Origin of the sequence: Promicromonospora sp. NPDC057488 (genome assembly GCF_042802395.1) — a bacterium.
In the GTDB taxonomy this organism is placed as follows: Bacteria; Actinomycetota; Actinomycetes; order Actinomycetales; family Cellulomonadaceae; genus Promicromonospora.
Genome location: NZ_JBHVEG010000155.1, coordinates 1 through 15,100, shown reverse-complemented (window position 1 = coordinate 15,100; position 15,100 = coordinate 1). Strand labels below are relative to the sequence as shown.

15 protein-coding genes are annotated in these 15,100 nt (G+C 72.8%); 10 read left to right on the top strand and 5 right to left on the bottom strand.

Going from position 1 to position 15,100, the window contains the following annotated elements:
* Positions 1-160: 160 nt before the first annotated feature.
* Positions 161-1,198 (bottom strand): 4-hydroxy-3-methylbut-2-enyl diphosphate reductase, encoded by a 1,038-nt coding sequence (locus ACFU5G_RS23705; protein ID WP_377250310.1) that lies wholly within the window; start codon positions 1,196-1,198, stop codon positions 161-163.
* Between the two features lie 63 nt (positions 1,199-1,261).
* On the opposite strand from ACFU5G_RS23705, the gene xseA reads away from it, so the two are divergent.
* The 3 genes from xseA to ACFU5G_RS23690 all read left to right on the top strand — a co-directional run bounded on the left by xseA (position 1,262) and on the right by ACFU5G_RS23690 (position 4,706).
* Positions 1,262-2,524, top strand: coding sequence for an exodeoxyribonuclease VII large subunit (gene xseA, locus ACFU5G_RS23700; RefSeq protein WP_377250307.1), 1,263 nt, complete (start codon positions 1,262-1,264; stop codon positions 2,522-2,524).
* Between the two features lie 90 nt (positions 2,525-2,614).
* Complete coding sequence (locus tag ACFU5G_RS23695) at positions 2,615-3,523, top strand: phosphotransferase enzyme family protein (RefSeq protein ID WP_377250305.1); 909 nt, start codon at positions 2,615-2,617, stop codon at positions 3,521-3,523.
* 40 nt (positions 3,524-3,563) lie between these two features.
* On the top strand, positions 3,564-4,706 hold the full coding sequence (locus ACFU5G_RS23690; RefSeq protein ID WP_377250303.1) for an epoxide hydrolase family protein: 1,143 nt from the start codon (positions 3,564-3,566) through the stop codon (positions 4,704-4,706).
* 46 nt (positions 4,707-4,752) lie between these two features.
* Here the strand turns inward: ACFU5G_RS23690 and ACFU5G_RS23685 are convergent, their stop codons facing one another.
* Entirely contained in the window at positions 4,753-5,502 is a 750-nt protein-coding gene (locus tag ACFU5G_RS23685; RefSeq protein WP_377250301.1) for a class I SAM-dependent DNA methyltransferase, read from the bottom strand.
* A 26-nt stretch (positions 5,503-5,528) separates the two neighbouring features.
* Positions 5,529-6,746, bottom strand: coding sequence for an FAD-dependent monooxygenase (locus ACFU5G_RS23680; RefSeq protein WP_377250299.1), 1,218 nt, complete (start codon positions 6,744-6,746; stop codon positions 5,529-5,531).
* Positions 6,747-6,839: 93 nt separating this feature from the next.
* On the opposite strand from ACFU5G_RS23680, the gene ACFU5G_RS23675 reads away from it, so the two are divergent.
* Positions 6,840-7,454 (top strand): TetR/AcrR family transcriptional regulator, encoded by a 615-nt coding sequence (locus ACFU5G_RS23675; RefSeq protein ID WP_377250297.1) that lies wholly within the window; start codon positions 6,840-6,842, stop codon positions 7,452-7,454.
* Entirely contained in the window at positions 7,451-8,407 is a 957-nt protein-coding gene (gene sigJ / locus ACFU5G_RS23670) for an RNA polymerase sigma factor SigJ (protein ID WP_377250295.1), read from the top strand. Before ACFU5G_RS23675 ends, sigJ begins: the two co-directional genes overlap by 4 nt.
* Here the strand turns inward: sigJ and ACFU5G_RS23665 are convergent.
* Positions 8,373-9,116 carry an SDR family oxidoreductase gene (locus ACFU5G_RS23665; protein ID WP_377250293.1) on the bottom strand — a complete coding sequence of 248 codons (744 nt, stop codon included), beginning with the start codon at positions 9,114-9,116 and terminating at the stop codon, positions 8,373-8,375. The genes sigJ and ACFU5G_RS23665 overlap by 35 nt on opposite strands.
* 132 nt (positions 9,117-9,248) lie before the next feature.
* On the opposite strand from ACFU5G_RS23665, the gene ACFU5G_RS23660 reads away from it, so the two are divergent.
* On the top strand, positions 9,249-9,881 hold the full coding sequence (locus tag ACFU5G_RS23660) for an HAD family hydrolase (RefSeq protein WP_377250290.1): 633 nt from the start codon (positions 9,249-9,251) through the stop codon (positions 9,879-9,881).
* An 11-nt stretch (positions 9,882-9,892) separates the two neighbouring features.
* On the opposite strand, the gene ACFU5G_RS23655 is transcribed toward ACFU5G_RS23660, so the two are convergent.
* Positions 9,893-11,512, bottom strand: a complete 1,620-nt coding sequence (locus ACFU5G_RS23655; RefSeq protein WP_377250287.1) for an ABC-F family ATP-binding cassette domain-containing protein — start codon at positions 11,510-11,512, stop codon at positions 9,893-9,895.
* Between the two features lie 139 nt (positions 11,513-11,651).
* On the opposite strand from ACFU5G_RS23655, the gene ACFU5G_RS23650 reads away from it, so the two are divergent.
* The 4 genes from ACFU5G_RS23650 to ACFU5G_RS23635 all read left to right on the top strand — a co-directional run bounded on the left by ACFU5G_RS23650 (position 11,652) and on the right by ACFU5G_RS23635 (position 15,041).
* Entirely contained in the window at positions 11,652-11,915 is a 264-nt protein-coding gene (locus ACFU5G_RS23650) for an exodeoxyribonuclease VII small subunit (protein ID WP_377250284.1), read from the top strand.
* Positions 11,912-12,844: a carbohydrate kinase gene (locus tag ACFU5G_RS23645; protein ID WP_377250281.1), complete on the top strand. Its 933-nt coding sequence runs from the start codon at positions 11,912-11,914 to the stop codon at positions 12,842-12,844. The genes ACFU5G_RS23650 and ACFU5G_RS23645 overlap by 4 nt, the downstream gene beginning before the upstream one ends.
* On the top strand, positions 12,841-13,503 hold the full coding sequence (locus tag ACFU5G_RS23640; RefSeq protein ID WP_377250279.1) for a carbonic anhydrase: 663 nt from the start codon (positions 12,841-12,843) through the stop codon (positions 13,501-13,503). Before ACFU5G_RS23645 ends, ACFU5G_RS23640 begins: the two co-directional genes overlap by 4 nt.
* A gap of 92 nt (positions 13,504-13,595) precedes the next feature.
* Positions 13,596-15,041 carry a class II fumarate hydratase gene (locus ACFU5G_RS23635; RefSeq protein ID WP_377250277.1) on the top strand — a complete coding sequence of 482 codons (1,446 nt, stop codon included), beginning with the start codon at positions 13,596-13,598 and terminating at the stop codon, positions 15,039-15,041.
* Positions 15,042-15,100 lie beyond the last annotated feature (59 nt).

Here is a 15,100-nt window from a genome sequence, read left to right as displayed (position 1 = left end):
GAGGTCGGCAACACGAGTTGCCCACCTCCTGACGTTCTACCGACCACCCCAATTTGCCGACCGCTCGGGCTCAGCCGGGGCCACAGCGCGCAGCACCGGGCGCCCAGCCGGCGGTAGCTCTCACCCAGCCCAGCACCCATGCCCAGCCAGCCAGCAGCGCTCAGGCCTGCGGGAGCTCCTTGCGGGACTCGCGGCGGGGGCGCTTGGGCTCCTCGCCCGCGGCCTTGAGCCCGGCGCGCAGCTCGCGCGGCAGCGAGAACATGAGGTCCTCGGTCGCCGTCCGCACCTCGTCGACGGTGCCGAAGCCGTGGTCCGCGAGGTGCGCGATGACGTCCTGCACCAGGATCTCGGGCACGGAGGCACCGGAGGTGACGCCGACCGTGGTCACGCCCTCCAGCCACTCGTCCTTGATCTCGACCTTGCGGTCAACGCGGTAGGACGCCTTGGCGCCGGCCTGCAGGGCCACCTCGACCAGCCGCACCGAGTTGGACGAGTTCGCCGAGCCGACCACGATGACGAGGTCGCACTCGGGCGCCAGCTTCTTCACCGCGACCTGGCGGTTCTGCGTGGCGTAGCAGATGTCGTCGCTGGGCGGGTCCTGCAGGGACGGGAACTTCTCGCGCAGGCGGCGGACGGTCTCCATGGTCTCGTCGACCGACAGCGTGGTCTGCGAGATCCACACGACCTTGTCGGGGTCGCGCACCACGACCTGGTCCACCTCGTCGGGCGAGTTCACGATCTGCACGTGCTCGGGCGCCTCGCCGGCGGTGCCCTCGACCTCCTCGTGACCGGTGTGCCCGATCAGCAGGATGTCGTAGTCGTCCTTGGCGAACCGCACGGCCTCCTTGTGCACCTTGGTGACCAGGGGGCAGGTCGCGTCGATCGTGTCGAGGCTCCGCGCAACGGCAGAGGCGCGCACGGCGGGCGACACCCCGTGCGCTGAGAACACGAGCCGGCTGCCCTCGGGTACCTCGTCGGTCTCGTTGACGAAGATGGCGCCGCGTTCGCGCAGCGTCTCCACCACGTGCTTGTTGTGGACGATCTCCTTGCGCACGTACACGGGTGCGCCGTAGGTCTCCAGTGCCTTCTCGACGGCGACCACCGCACGGTCCACGCCCGCGCAATAACCGCGGGGTGCAGCCAGCAGGACGCGCTTCGTCTGGGTCCGGGCAGGGCGCTCAGGGCTCGTGACACTCACAGGTTCAGTCTAGGGGCGGTGTAAGGAGGGCTTGTGTCGGTGGTGGGTGGCAGGGTTGGACACGTGACGGAACCCACCCAGCAGACCCTCCCGGCCGAGCTCCCCCGCAAGGCGCTCGACACCACGCCCACCAGCCCCTGGCCGGTGCGCGTGCTGTCGGAGAAGATCAAGGGCTACATCGACAAGATGCCGCCGGTCTGGGTCGAGGGGCAGGTGGTGCAGTTCAACATGCGCCCGGGTTCCGGCATGCAGTGGCTGACCCTCCGGGACACGGACGCCGACGCGTCCCTGCCCGTGACGATCTTCTCGCGGGTGCTCGGCACCCTGGCGCAGCCGCCGGCCGAGGGCGACCACGTGGTGGTGCACGCCAAGCCCGTCTTCTGGACCAAGCGCGGCACTCTGCAGATGCAGGCCAACGAGATCAAGGCCGTCGGCGTGGGCGAGCTGCTGGCCCGGATCGAGGCCCTGAAGAAGGTCCTGGCGGCCGAGGGCCTGTTCGACGCCTCCCGGAAGCGGAACCTCCCGTTCCTGCCCGCCGTGGTCGGGCTGGTCTGCGGGCGCGAGTCCAAGGCGGAGCACGACGTCGTCGTCAACGCCCGGGCCCGCTGGCCCCAGGTGCGGTTCGAGATCCGCGAGGTCGCGGTGCAGGGCGTCAACGCGGTGCGCGAGGTGTCGGCCGCCGTCGCGGAGCTCGACCAGGACCCGCGCGTCGAGGTCATAGTCGTGGCCCGCGGCGGCGGCTCGGTCGAGGACCTGCTGCCGTTCAGCAACGAGTCGCTGGTCCGCGCCGTCGCGCAGACCCGCACTCCCCTGGTCAGCGCGATCGGCCACGAGACGGACGCGCCGCTGCTCGACCTCGTCGCCGACTACCGCGCCTCCACCCCGACCGACGCCGCCAAGCGCATCGTGCCCGACGTCTCCGAGGAGCGGCTCCGCCTCACCCAGGCCCGCTCCCGGATGCGCGGCGCCGTCGCCGCCATGCTCGACCGCGAGCAGCGGGGGCTCGACGGCGTCCGCTCCCGTCCCGTGCTCGCGATGCCGCAGACCATGCTGGAGTCGCGCGAGCGCGACGTCCGGCAGGCGATCCGGCACGGCCGGCACGCGCTGGACGCCCTGCTGCTGCGGGCGGGCGGCGAGATCGGGCGGCTCGCGGCCCAGGTCCGGGCGCTGTCGCCGGCCTCGACGCTGGAACGCGGCTACGCCGTCGTGCAGCGCGCGGACGGCCACGTGGTCCGCCACCCCGACGACGTCGAGGTCGGCGCCGGCGTGCACGTCCGCCTCGCGCAGGGCGCGCTCGACGCCGAGGTGACCGCGACCAGCTCCTGAGGCACGGCTCCGGCACCCACGCCCGCGCCCGGCGCTGAGCAACACACAAATCCCTGGGCCACGCACGCCCGCCGTGCCAGGGTGCCGTGCATGGAGACCGCCGCCCTCGAAGCAGCCCTGCTCGAGCACTGGGGCCTGTCCACCGTCACCAGCACGTCGCTGCCCGGCGGCATGAACTCCCGGACCTGGCTGATCGTCTCCGGCGAGCGCCGCTTCGTGGCCAAGCACGTGACCCCGCCCCGCCTGGCCGACCTCGTCGCCGGCTGCGCGACGGCGGAAGCCGTGTCCCGTTCGGGAGTCGCCACCGGCAGACCGGTACGCACCGTCACAGGCGCGCTGGTGGCGCAGGAGCAGCGGCTTACCCTGCTCGAGCACGTGCCCGGCCGTGAGCTGGACGGCAGCACGGACGCGGAACAGGGCTGGATCGGACGGACGCTGGCCGCCGTGCACTCGGCCGGCGCGCCCGCACGCGAGCTGCCCGGCGGCACGTTCTTCGACCTGATCGATCCGGCGGCTCGCGACCTGGACGAGCACCCCTGGCTGACCGGGGTCGTCGACGCCGCACTGACCGAGACCGCCGCGCTGCCGCTCACCTGCTCGGTGCTGCACACCGACCCGGCGCCGGAGGCGTTCCTGCACGACGAGGCCACCGGCACGACGGGACTCATCGACTGGGCGGGCGCCCGCCGGGGACCGGTCCTCTACGACGTCGCCTCCGTCGTGATGTACCTGGGCGGCCCGGAGGCCGCGGCGCAGTTCCTGGCCGCCTATGCGGCAGCGGGACCGCTCGACGCCGACGAGCTGCGGCACCTGGACGCGTTCCGGCGGTTCCGCTGGGCGGTGCAGGCCACCTACTTCGCGGGCCGCCTCGCCACGAACGACCTCACCGGGATCACCGGTCGGCGGGACAATGAACGGGGGCTCGACGACGCCCGCCGTGGCCTCGCCGCGCTGCTTCCGAAGAACGTCGTCAAGGTCGACGACATCCTCGATCAGTAGCGGACAGAACCTGTCCGCATCACCCGGAAAGGTAGATGTCATGACCGAGAACACCGCACTCACGCCGTTCCGCATCGACATCCCGCAGGCCGACCTCGACGACCTGCACGACCGGCTCGACCGCACGCGCCGGCCGCTCCCCGTCCCCGGCCGCGACGACCGGACGGACTTCAGCCGCGGCATCCCGCCGGCCTACCTGAACGAGCTCGCCGACTACTGGCGCCACGGGTTCGACTGGCGCGCGCAGGAGGCCGCACTCAACGCGTACGAGCAGTTCACCACGGTTGTGGACGGGCAGACGTTCCACGTGGTGCACGTGCGGTCGGCCGACCCGGAGGCCACGCCGATCATCCTGAGCCACGGCTGGCCCGGCTCGTTCGTCGAGTACCAGCGCCTCGTCCCGCTGCTCACCGACAGGTTCCACGTGGTCATCCCGTCCCTCCCGGGCTTCGGGTTCTCGACGCCGCTGTCGGGCACCGGCTGGGAGGTCGCGCGCACCACGGCGGCGTACGCCGAGATCATGACCCGGCTCGGCTACGAGCGGTTCGCCGCCCACGGCACCGACATCGGCGCGGGCACCACCGGCCGGCTCGCGGCGCTCTACCCCGAGCGAGTCATCGGCACCCACGTGGGCAGCGACGGCCGCTCGCTCGGCATGGTGGGCGACAAGTTCCCCTACCCCGAGGGACTGACCGAGGACGAGATCGCGCAGATCGAGGCGGTCCGCACCAAGGACGCCGCCGAGCGCGGCTACTTCGAGATGCAGAACCACCGGCCCGACACCATCGGCGCGGCGCTGACCGACTCCCCCGTGGGCCAGCTCGCGTGGATCGCCGAGAAGTTCCAGACCTGGACCAACCCCGCCCACGCCACGCCGGACGAGGCCGTGGACCGCGACCAGCTGCTGACCAACGTCAGCCTCTACTGGTTCACCCGCAGCGGCGCCTCCAGCGCGCAGTTCTACTACGAGGCCGAGCACTCGGGGCTGGACTGGGTCGCGCCCTCGGGCGTGCCCGCGGGCTGGGCCGTGTTCGACACCCACCCGCTCATGCGCCGCGCGCTGGACCCGTGGAACGCCATGAGCCACTGGAGCGAGTTCAAGGAGGGCGGGCACTTCCCGGCGATGGAGGAGCCGGAGCTCCTGGCCGGGGACATCCGCACGTTCTTCGACGGCCTCGTCTGACCTGACCCCAGACCCCGGCCCGGCCCGCACGGGTCGGGCCCGCGCGTCACACCCGGCGGGCCACGAACACCCACTCCAGGCCGGGCCGGTCCGGCGCGTCCAGGACCTCGTCGACCACGAACCCGGCGTCGGCCAGCGACGCCTCCACCTCGTCGCGCTCCCGGAACCGCAGGGTCGAGACCGAGGTGACCACGTCGCCGTCGGGCAGCAGGCCGGGCGGGAAACGGTAGGTGTGCTGGAAGGTGACCAGCGGGAGCGCGACCTCCAGCAGCTCGGTCCACGTCTCGACCTCGCCGACGCCGGGGATCGTGCGGCGGGCCGACCAGTGCTCGCGCGTCCAGCGGAGCCAGGCCTGCCGGGCCGGGACGCGGGTCTCGAAGACGAGCACCCCGCCGGGCCGGAGCGCGTCGTGGACCGCCGCGAGCGCCCGCGCCCAGTCGTCGTCACCGGTGAAGACCTGGGCGACGTTGCCGGTCATCGTGGCGAGGTCGGCCGCGAGGCCCAGCCCGGCGACGGCGTCGGCCCCGCCCTCGACCCAGGTAACGTCCTCGGCGCCGGGCTTGCGGCGGGCCACCTCCAGGGAGGCGGCGGCGGGGTCGACGCCGGTCACGGCCAGGCCCCGCGCGGCCAGCAGCAGGGCGAGCACGCCGGTGCCGCAGCCGACGTCGACCACGCTGCGAGCGCCGAGCCGCTCGGCGAGGGCGACGTAGAGGTCGAGGTCGCCGCGGTCGTCGTCGAAGGCGTCGTAGAGGCGCGCGAGGCGGGGGTCCACGAAGATCGGGTCGGGTGTGGTCATGGCCCTATGCTCGCCCAACGCACCGCCTATCGGGGAGATCTCATGGGTGCACGGGACGGTGCCGCCTCGCCCGAGCGGCCGTAGTCGGGAACCAGCCGGGTCAGGATGGCGCCGACCGGACCGCGCTGGACCAGCCGCATCACGGTCGTCATCGCTCGGATGCCCGGTCGCGTGTGCGGGGCGAACGAGCGGACCCGGCCCGGGTACATCGCCTGCGCCCGTACGGTCACGGGTCGCATCGCTGCCTCGTAGGCCGCGAGCACCCCGTCGACGTCCTCCGGGAGCCTGGCGCCGAGCTGGTCGGCGAGCACTGCGGCGCCCCGGAGGGCGAGTGCGGTACCGAGGCCGCTGAGCGGGCTGGCACACCAGGCGCTGTCTCCGAGGAGGACGACGTGCCCCTGTGACCAGGTGTCCGTCTGGATCTGGTCGTAGGTGTCGAGCGCGAAGTCGTCGGCCGTGCGGGCGGCGGCCAGGAACTCGGGGGTGCGCCAGCCGACGTCCGCGAAGGTGCGCTCGAGGAGCGCGAACCGTGCCTCGGCGTCACCACGGGGCGGCAGCGTGTCGGCCGGGAACGTCAGGCCGACCTCCTGCTCGCCGGGGTGCCCGGGGCGCGCCTCCACGACGCGGGCCCCCGGCACGTTGTGCATGAGGAACCAGCCGTCGAGTCGGGGGGTCGTCGGCGTCTCGTTCAGCGTGAACCATGCGTGGGCCAGGCCGAGCGGCCGCCTGAACGCCTCCTCCGGCCCGAGGACGAGCCGGCGCACACGGGAGTGCGCGCCGTCCGCGCCGACCACGAGGTCGTACCGCTCCGGCGGGTGCTCGCGGAACTGGACCGAGACCCCGCCGTCCACCTCGGTGAGCCCGACGACCGTGTCCCCGAAGCGGTGTGAGGTCCGCGGGCCGGTGGCGCCGTGGAGTATTCGCGCGAGGTCGGTGCGCAGCAGCTCCTCCGAGGAGACGAAGCCCGCACCGCCGAAGGCCTCTACCGGCATCTCCGCGCGTCGGCGCTCGTGCTCGTCGATCCAGGCGATGCCCCGCTGTTCGACCGTCGCCGCGAGGGCGGCATCGAGCAGCCCGAGCCGCTCCAGCACGTCGCGGCTGTCGCCACGCAGGTCCACGGTCTGCCCGCCGGCGCGGAGAGCCGGTGCGATCTCGACGACGTCGACCTGCCAGCCGGCCCGGTCGAGCAGCACGGCCAGCGCGTCGCCGGCGATCCCGGCCCCCACGATCAGCACCTTCGACATCTCGCCCTCCCCATCTTGATGCGAACTATTTCGCGTTAGTGAGCATAGGGCGACCCCCCGGCTAATGCAATCCACTTGCGATAAGGTGGGCGCATGTCAGACACCCAGGACGCAGGGTTCCAAGCGACCGGCACCGTTCGCCCTGGCGGTCGGACGGCACGGACCCGGTCCGCCGTGCACGACGCCGTGCGCGAGCTCATGGCGGCGAACGGCGGCGAATCGCCGGACATCCCCGCGGTCGCCGCGCACGCAGGGGTGCACCCGGCGACGATCTACCGACGCTGGCGCACACGCGACGCTCTGGCGCTCGACGTCGCGGTGTCCGACGTGAACGAGTCGTCCCCGATCCCCGCCACCGGCGACCTGCGCGCCGACCTGCTGGCCTACACCCGCGATCTCATCGAGACGTTCAACAGCCCCGGAGGGCTCTCGTTCGTCCAGGCGCTCGCGACGGCATCACGCGACACGCACCTGGGCCCGGAGCGGACCCAGGAGCTGCTCCGCCCGAGGTTCGAGCTCTTCCAGCGGATGCTCGACGCAAGCGGCGCGACGGAGCTCGAGCCCATGGACCTGGTCCTGCTGATCCTCGCGCCGGCCCACCTCGGTACGGCCTTCGGCATGTTCGGACAGGGCTCCGACGCCGAGGCGCTCGTCGACAACGTGCTCGACGTCGCTGCTGGTCGACGAGCACGGCGGAGTGCACGATGACCGGCGATGTGGACACGCTCGACGACGCCGCGGAGGTCTTCGCGTCGGCCAGGAAACGCCTGTTCGGCATCGCGTACCGCATGCTCGGCTCCGCTGCGGAGGCCGAGGACGTGGTGCAGGAGACCTGGGTGCGGTGGCAGACGACGGACCGCTCGGTCGTGCTGAACCCGCAGGCCTTCCTGACGACGGCGGCGACCCGGCTGGCGATCAACGTGCTGCAGAGCGCGCGGTCGCGGCGCGAGACGTACATCGGCCCGTGGCTGCCCGAGCCGGTGGACACCAGCGACGACCCGACGCTCGGCGCGGAGCGGGCCGAGGCGCTGGACGTCGCCGTGCTGGTGCTGCTGGAGAAGCTCACCCCGACCGAGCGCGCGGCGTACGTGCTGCGCGAGGCGTTCGACTACGGGTACCCGGAGATCGCGCAGATCGTGGGCGTCTCCCCCACGGCCACCCGGCAGCTCGTGAGCCGGGCCCGCAAGCACCTGGCCTCGGAGCGGCGCAACGAGGTGAGCCCGACGGCCCGCCAGGACCTGCTGGCCGCGTTCCTCGCGGCGGCGCGGGTCGGCGACATCGCGCGGCTGGAGCGCCTCTTCGCGGAGGACGTCGTGACACGCGCCGACAGCAACGGCCGGGCCAAGCACGTCGCCCGGGTCGCGGTCCAGGGGCGGAACAAGGTGGCCCGCGTCCTGTCGTCGTTCGCGGAGATCTTCTGGGCGGGCATCACCACGCGCCCCATCGAGGTCAACGGCGCGGAGGGCTTCGCGATGGAGCGGGACGGCGAGCTGGTCGGTGTCCTGTCCGCCACGGTGTCCGACCAGGGTGTGCACGAGCTCATGTGGCAGATGAGCCCGGAGAAGATGGAGCCGCTCCGGCGGGCCTGGGCGGACCAGGCCACGCCGGAGGCCGGCGCCGGGGAGACTACGCCTGAGCCGCCCGCCACTGCTCGTAGCTGACCTCGCCCACCAGGGGCTCGCCGCTGGGCACGAGCTCGGCGTCCTTGAGCTCCGCGCCGAAGTAGGTCGCGCTCGGGTCGGCGACCACCTCGCGGGGGTCGTCCTTCGAGGCGAGGTGCTTGCGCACGATCTCGTCGAACCCGAAGCTCTCCGGCCCGGCGATCTCGATGGTGGCGCCGAGCGGCGTCCCGGCGGCGGTCCGGCCGACGAACTTGGCGACGTCCGCCGAGGCGATCGGCTGGAAGCGGACCGGGGCGATGTGCACGACGCCGTCGACGGTCGCCGTGTCGGCGATCGAGGCGAGGAACTCGAAGAACTGGGTGGACCGGACGATCGACCAGCCCGAGCCGGAGGCCTTGACCAGGTCCTCCTGCACGACCTTGGCACGCATGTAGCCGGAGTCGATGCCGTCGGCGCCCACGATCGAGAGGATCACGTGGTGCTGCACGCCGGCGTTCTTCTCCGCCTCGAGCAGGTTGGTCGTCGAGGTCCGGAAGAAGTTGGTGACGTCCTCCTCCGCGAACGAGGGCGAGTTGCTGAGGTCGATGACGACCTGCGCACCCTCGAGCACCTCGGCGAGGCCCTCGCCGGTCAGGGTGTTCACGCCGGTCTGCGGCGCGGCGGCCACTGCCTCGTGCCCGTGCTCGGTCAGGTTGTGGACGACCTGGCTGCCTACGAGGCCGGTGCCCCCGATGACCACGATCTTCATGGTGTGCTCCTTTGGTTCGCGTCGCTCGCACGACGGGCCCGTTCGGCCCGTCATGTTCTCGACCGGGAGCACCCCGGATCTGTGACGGCCCCCGTCGGACGGCGCCGCGGGCCTGGTTGCTACGGTTCGCACGTGGCGACCATCCGACACCTCCTGTTCGACGCCGACGGCGTGCTCCAGCAGGTCCGCGGCGGTTTCTACACCGCGGCGGAGGCACTGCTGGGCGCGCACGCGCGCGCCGTGCTGGACGAGGCGTCCGAGCGCGAGCGGTCGTTCCTGGCGGGCGACGAGGACTTCCTGCCGGCGCTCGCCCAGGTGCTGCGCGAGCAGGGCCTCGACGTCGCGGCGGCCGACCTGTACGCGGCCGTGTGGCAGAACACCGAGCCGTCGGCGGCGTCGTTCGATCTGGTCCGGCGCCTGCGCGCGGCCGGCTACGGGGTGCACCTCGGAACCAACCAGGTGCACCGGCGGGCCGAGCACCTGCGCACGGCCCTCGGGTACGACGACGTGTTCGACGTGAGCCTGTACTCGTGCGAGCTCGGCGTCGCGAAGCCGGACCCCGCCTTCTTCGAGAAGGCCGCGACCCGGATCGGGGCCGAGCCCGCCGAGATCCTGTTCGTCGACGACCACGCCGCCAACGTGGCCGGCGCCCGGTCCACCGGTATGGCCGCCGTGCACTGGTGTCTCGACGAGGGCCACGACGCGCTCGTGGAGCGCCTCGCCGAGCACGGCGTGCGGGCGGCCGACCAGCGCACGGCCGGGTAGTACCCGGCCCGCTAGCGCTCCCGCTCGACCCGGCGCTCGTCCCAGACGGGCTCCGAGGTCTCGCGCACCACGCCGTCGGACCCGAAGACGAGGTACCGGTCGAACGACCGCGCGAACCAGCGGTCGTGCGTCACGGCCAGCACGGTCCCGTCGAAGGACTCCAGGCCCTCCTGCAGCGCCTCGGCCGACTCGAGGTCGAGGTTGTCGGTGGGCTCGTCCAGCAGCAGCGCCGTGGAACCCGCGAGCTCCAGCAGCAGGATCTGGAACCGGGCCTGCTGGCCGCCGGACAGCCGGTCGAAGGGGCGGTCGGCCTGCTCGGTGAGCTCGTACCGGCGCAGGCGCGCCATCGCCTTGCCCTTGTCCTGGGCGTGGTCCTCCCACAGGATGTCGAGCAGCGCGCGCCCGAACAGCTCGGGGTGCGCGTGCGTCTGCGCGAAGTGGCCCGCGACCACGCGCGCGCCGAGCTTCCACGAGCCGCTGTGCGCCACGTCGCCGCCCGCGAGCAGCCGCAGGAAGTGCGACTTGCCGGAACCGTTCGAGCCGAGCACCGCGACCCGCTCGCCGTAGAAGACCTCCAGGTCGAACGGCTTCATGAGCCCCGTGAGCTCCAGGCCCTCGCAGGTCACGGCCCGCAGTCCGGTGCGCCCGCCGCGCAGGTGCATGGTGATGTCCTGCTCGCGCGGCGGCTCGGGCGGCGGGCCGACCTCCTCGAACTTGCGCAGGCGGGTCTGCGCCGCCCGGTAGCGCGAGGCCATGTCGGGGCTGCTCGCGGCCTGGTTGCGCAGGGTCAGCACCAGCTTCTTGAGCTGGGCGTGCTTCTCGTCCCAGCGGCGGCGCAGCTCCTCGAACCGCGCGAACCGCTCGCGCCGCGCGTCGTGGAACGTCGCGAACCCGCCGCCGTGCACCCAGGCGTCCGCGCCCGCGGGGCCCGGCTCCAGCGACACGATGCGGTCGGCGGCGCGCGAGAGCAGCTCGCGGTCGTGGGACACGAACAGGACCGTCTTCTTGGTGGCCTGGAGCTGCTCCTCCAGCCACCGCTTGCCGGGCACGTCGAGGTAGTTGTCCGGCTCGTCGAGCAGCAGCACCTCGTCGGTGCCGCGCAGCAGCGCCTCCAGCACGAGCCGCTTCTGCTCGCCGCCCGACATGGTGCGCACCTCACGGAACTGGGCGCGGTCGTACGGCATGCCGAGGGCCGCCATGGTGCACACGTCCCACAGCGTCTCGGCCTCGTACCCGCGCACCTCGGCCCAGTCGGACAGCGCCTGGGCGTAGGCCATCTGCGCGTCCTCGTCGTCGACGGTGAGCATCGCGTGCTCCGCCTCGTCGACGCGGCGCGCCACCTCGCGCAGGCGGGGTTCGGAGACGGAGACCAGCAGGTCACGCACGGTGGTCTCGTCCCGCACGGAGCCGACGAACTGGCGCATGACGCCGAGCCCGCCGCTCACCACGACCGAGCCGCCGTGCGGCGTCAGCTCGCCCGTGATCAGGCGCAGCAGCGTGGTCTTGCCCGCTCCGTTGGGGCCGACGATCGCCGTGGCGCTGCCCTCGCCCACGCGGAACGAGACGTCCCCCAGGAGGGTCCGGCCATCCGGCAGGTGGTACTCGACGTGCGCGACTTCTAGATGGCCCATGGGTCACCATGGTCCGATGCCGGACCGGTCCGGACCAAACTGATTCCGCGCCGCCTGGGGAACCCGCCCGTGGAAGCCGCCCGTCGAACCTGTGGACGGCGGACCACGGATGTCGGCGGTGTGCTGTTGACTGTTCCCCGTGAGTACAGATGCTGTGACGGATGCTGGAGCCGAACCCGACGTCGCCTCGCTGAGCTACGAGCAGGCGCGTGACGAGCTGGTGCAGGTCGTCGGCCGCCTGGAGGCGGGCGGTGAGCCGCTGGAGGCGTCGCTCGCGCTCTGGGAGCGCGGCGAGGCCCTGGCCGCGCGCTGCCAGGAGTGGCTGGACGGCGCCCGCGAGCGCCTCGCGGCCGCCCAGAACGCGTCGACGACGACGCCCGACTCACCGGAGGAGGCCGAATGAGCGCGCACGTGCTCGCCGTGGGCGAGGCCCTCGTGGACGAGGTGCACCGGCCCGACGGCTCGGCGGCCGAGCACCCCGGCGGCAGCGTCGCCAACGTGGCGCTGACCCTGGGCCGCCTGGAGCGGGAGGTCCGGCTCGCCACGTGGCTCGGCGCCGACGCGCGGGGCGACCTGGTCCGCGGCTGGCTCGCCGAGTCCGCGGTCGCCCTGGTCAAGGGCAGCGACGGCGCGGAGCGCACCAGCGTCGCGGTCGCCACGCTGGACGACGCCGGGTCGGCCACCTACGACTTCGACCTCACCTGGGAGGTCCCCGCGGGGGCCCTGCCGGACGCCGCCGGCGCCGGGGACGGCCCGCTCGCGGTCCACACCGGGTCGATCGCGGCGATGCTGGAACCGGGTGCCACGCAGGTGCGGCAGGTGCTGGAGGCCGCGCGCGCCACGTCGACCACGACGTACGACCCGAACGCGCGGCCGGCCATCATGGGCGAGCCGCAGGAGGTGCGGCCGCGCGTGGAGGCGCTCGTGCAGCTCTCCGACGTGGTCAAGGTGAGCGACGAGGACCTGGCCTGGCTCTACCCCGGCACCGATCCGGTGGCCGTGGCCCGGGACTGGCAGCGCGGCACGCCCGCGCTGGTGGTGGTCACGTTCGGCGGCAAGGGCGCGGTCGCCGTGTCCGACGCCGGCGAGGTCGAGGCCGCGGCCCCGCGTGTCGACGTCGTCGACACCGTGGGCGCCGGCGACTCGTTCATGGGCGCCCTGATCGACGGCCTGTGGGAGCACGACCTGCTGGGCGCCGCCAGGCGGGACGCCCTGAACGCCGTCGACACGGCCACGGTGCGGCACGTGCTGGACCGCTGCGTCGCCGTCGCCGCAATCACTGTTTCCCGGGCGGGCGCCAACCCGCCGCGTCGTCAGGAGGTCGGCCTGTGAGCACCAACGAGAGCACCGCACCGCTGAGCCCGCGCGAGGCCTGGACCCGGCTGCGCGAGGGCAACGACCGGTTCGTCGCCGACGCGCCGGCGCACCCGTCGCAGAACGCGGACCGGCGGCGTGAGCTGCAGGCCGCGCAGCACCCGCACACCGTGATCTTCGGCTGCTCGGACTCCCGGGTGGCCGCCGAGATCATCTTCGACCAGGGCCTGGGCGACGTGTTCGTGGTCCGCACCGCGGGCCACGTCGTCGACACCACCGTGGTCGGGTCGATCGAGTACGGCGTGGAGGTGCTCGGCGCGTCGCTCGTCGTGGTGCTGGGGCACGACTCGTGCGGGGCGGTCGCCGCCGCCGCGCACACCCTGGCCACGGGCGAGCAGCCCCCGGGCTTCGTCCGCGCCGTCGTGGACCGCGTGATCCCCTCGATCGCGAGCATCACCTCGGGCGACCCGGCCCAGGCCATGACCGCGCTGTCCGACCAGAACGTGCTGCGCCGCGAGCACGTGAAGCACACCGTCGGCATGCTGCACGGCTACTCGGCGGCGCTGGCCAGCGCCGTCAAGGAGGGCCGGTGCGCCGTCGTCGGGCTGGAGTACGACCTGGCCGAGGGCAGCGCGCGCATGGTGAACGTGATCGGCGAGGTCGGCGAGCAGCCCTGACCGCCGGGTGACCGGGGGCTCGGGCGGGCCGGGGTGACACGAGTCACGCGCTGGGATGCGTCACCCGCCCGAGCCTGCGGCACGATAGACCCATGACTGCTGACACCGTCGTCTCGTCGGGCTCGACCGAGCCCGGCGACACCAACGCCGCATACCGCATCGAGCACGACACCATGGGCGAGGTCCGCGTCCCCGCGAACGCCCTGTACCGTGCGCAGACGCAGCGTGCCGTCGAGAACTTCCCGATCTCCGGCACCCCGCTGGAGCGGGGCCACATCGAGGCCCTCGCCCGCGTGAAGAAGGCCGCCGCGACCGCGAACGCGGAGCTCGGGGTGCTCGACCAGGACATCGCCGACGCCATCGTCGCCGCGGCCGACGAGGTCGCCTCCGGCAAGCACGACGGCCACTTCCCGGTCGACGTCTACCAGACCGGCTCCGGCACGTCGTCGAACATGAACACCAACGAGGTGCTGGCGACGCTCGCCACGGCCTCGCTCGGCAAGGACGTGCACCCGAACGACCACGTCAACGCCTCGCAGTCGTCGAACGACGTCTTCCCCACGTCCGTGCACGTCGCGGCGACGTCGGGCGTCGTCAACGACCTGATCCCCGCGCTGAACCACCTGGCCGCCGCGCTGCAGGCCAAGTCGGACGAGTACGCCACCGTCGTGAAGTCGGGCCGCACGCACCTGATGGACGCCACCCCGGTGACCCTCGGCCAGGAGTTCGGCGGGTACGCCGCCGCGATCCGCTACGGCGTCGAGCGCCTGCAGGCCGCGCTGCCCCGCGCCGCCGAGGTCCCGCTGGGCGGCACCGCCGTCGGCACCGGCATCAACACCCCCGCCGGCTTCCCGCAGCGCGTCATCGCGCTGCTCGCGCAGGACACCGGCCTGCCGCTGACCGAGGCGCGCGACCACTTCGAGGCGCAGTCGGCCCGCGACGGCCTGGTCGAGCTCTCGGGCGCGCTGCGCACCATCGCGGTCTCCGTGACCAAGATCTGCAACGACCTGCGCTGGATGGGCTCCGGCCCCAACACCGGCCTGGGCGAGATCGCGCTGCCCGACCTGCAGCCGGGCTCCTCGATCATGCCGGGCAAGGTCAACCCGGTCATCCCGGAGGCCGTGCTCATGGTCTGCGCGCGCGTGATCGGCAACGACGCCACCGTCGCGTGGGCCGGCGCGAGCGGCTCGTTCGAGCTGAACGTGCAGATCCCGGTGATCGCACAGGGCGTGCTGGAGTCGATCCGCCTGCTGTCGAACGCGTCGCGCGTGCTCGCGGACAAGACGATCGTCGGCATCACGGCGAACGTCGAGCGCGCCCGCGCGCTGGCTGAGTCGTCGCCGTCGATCGTCACGCCGCTCAACCGCGCGATCGGCTACGAGGCCGCCGCCAAGGTGGCCAAGCACGCGGTCAAGGAGGGCATCACGGTGCGTCAGGCCGTGATCGACCTCGGCTTCGTCGAGCGCGGCGAGGTCACCGAGGAGCAGCTCGACACGGCGCTCGACGTCCTGTCGATGACGCGCCCGCCCCAGGGCTGACGCTCGGTCCGCAGCCGACGACTCCGTAACCGACGACAAGGGGCCGCTTCCTCCAGGAG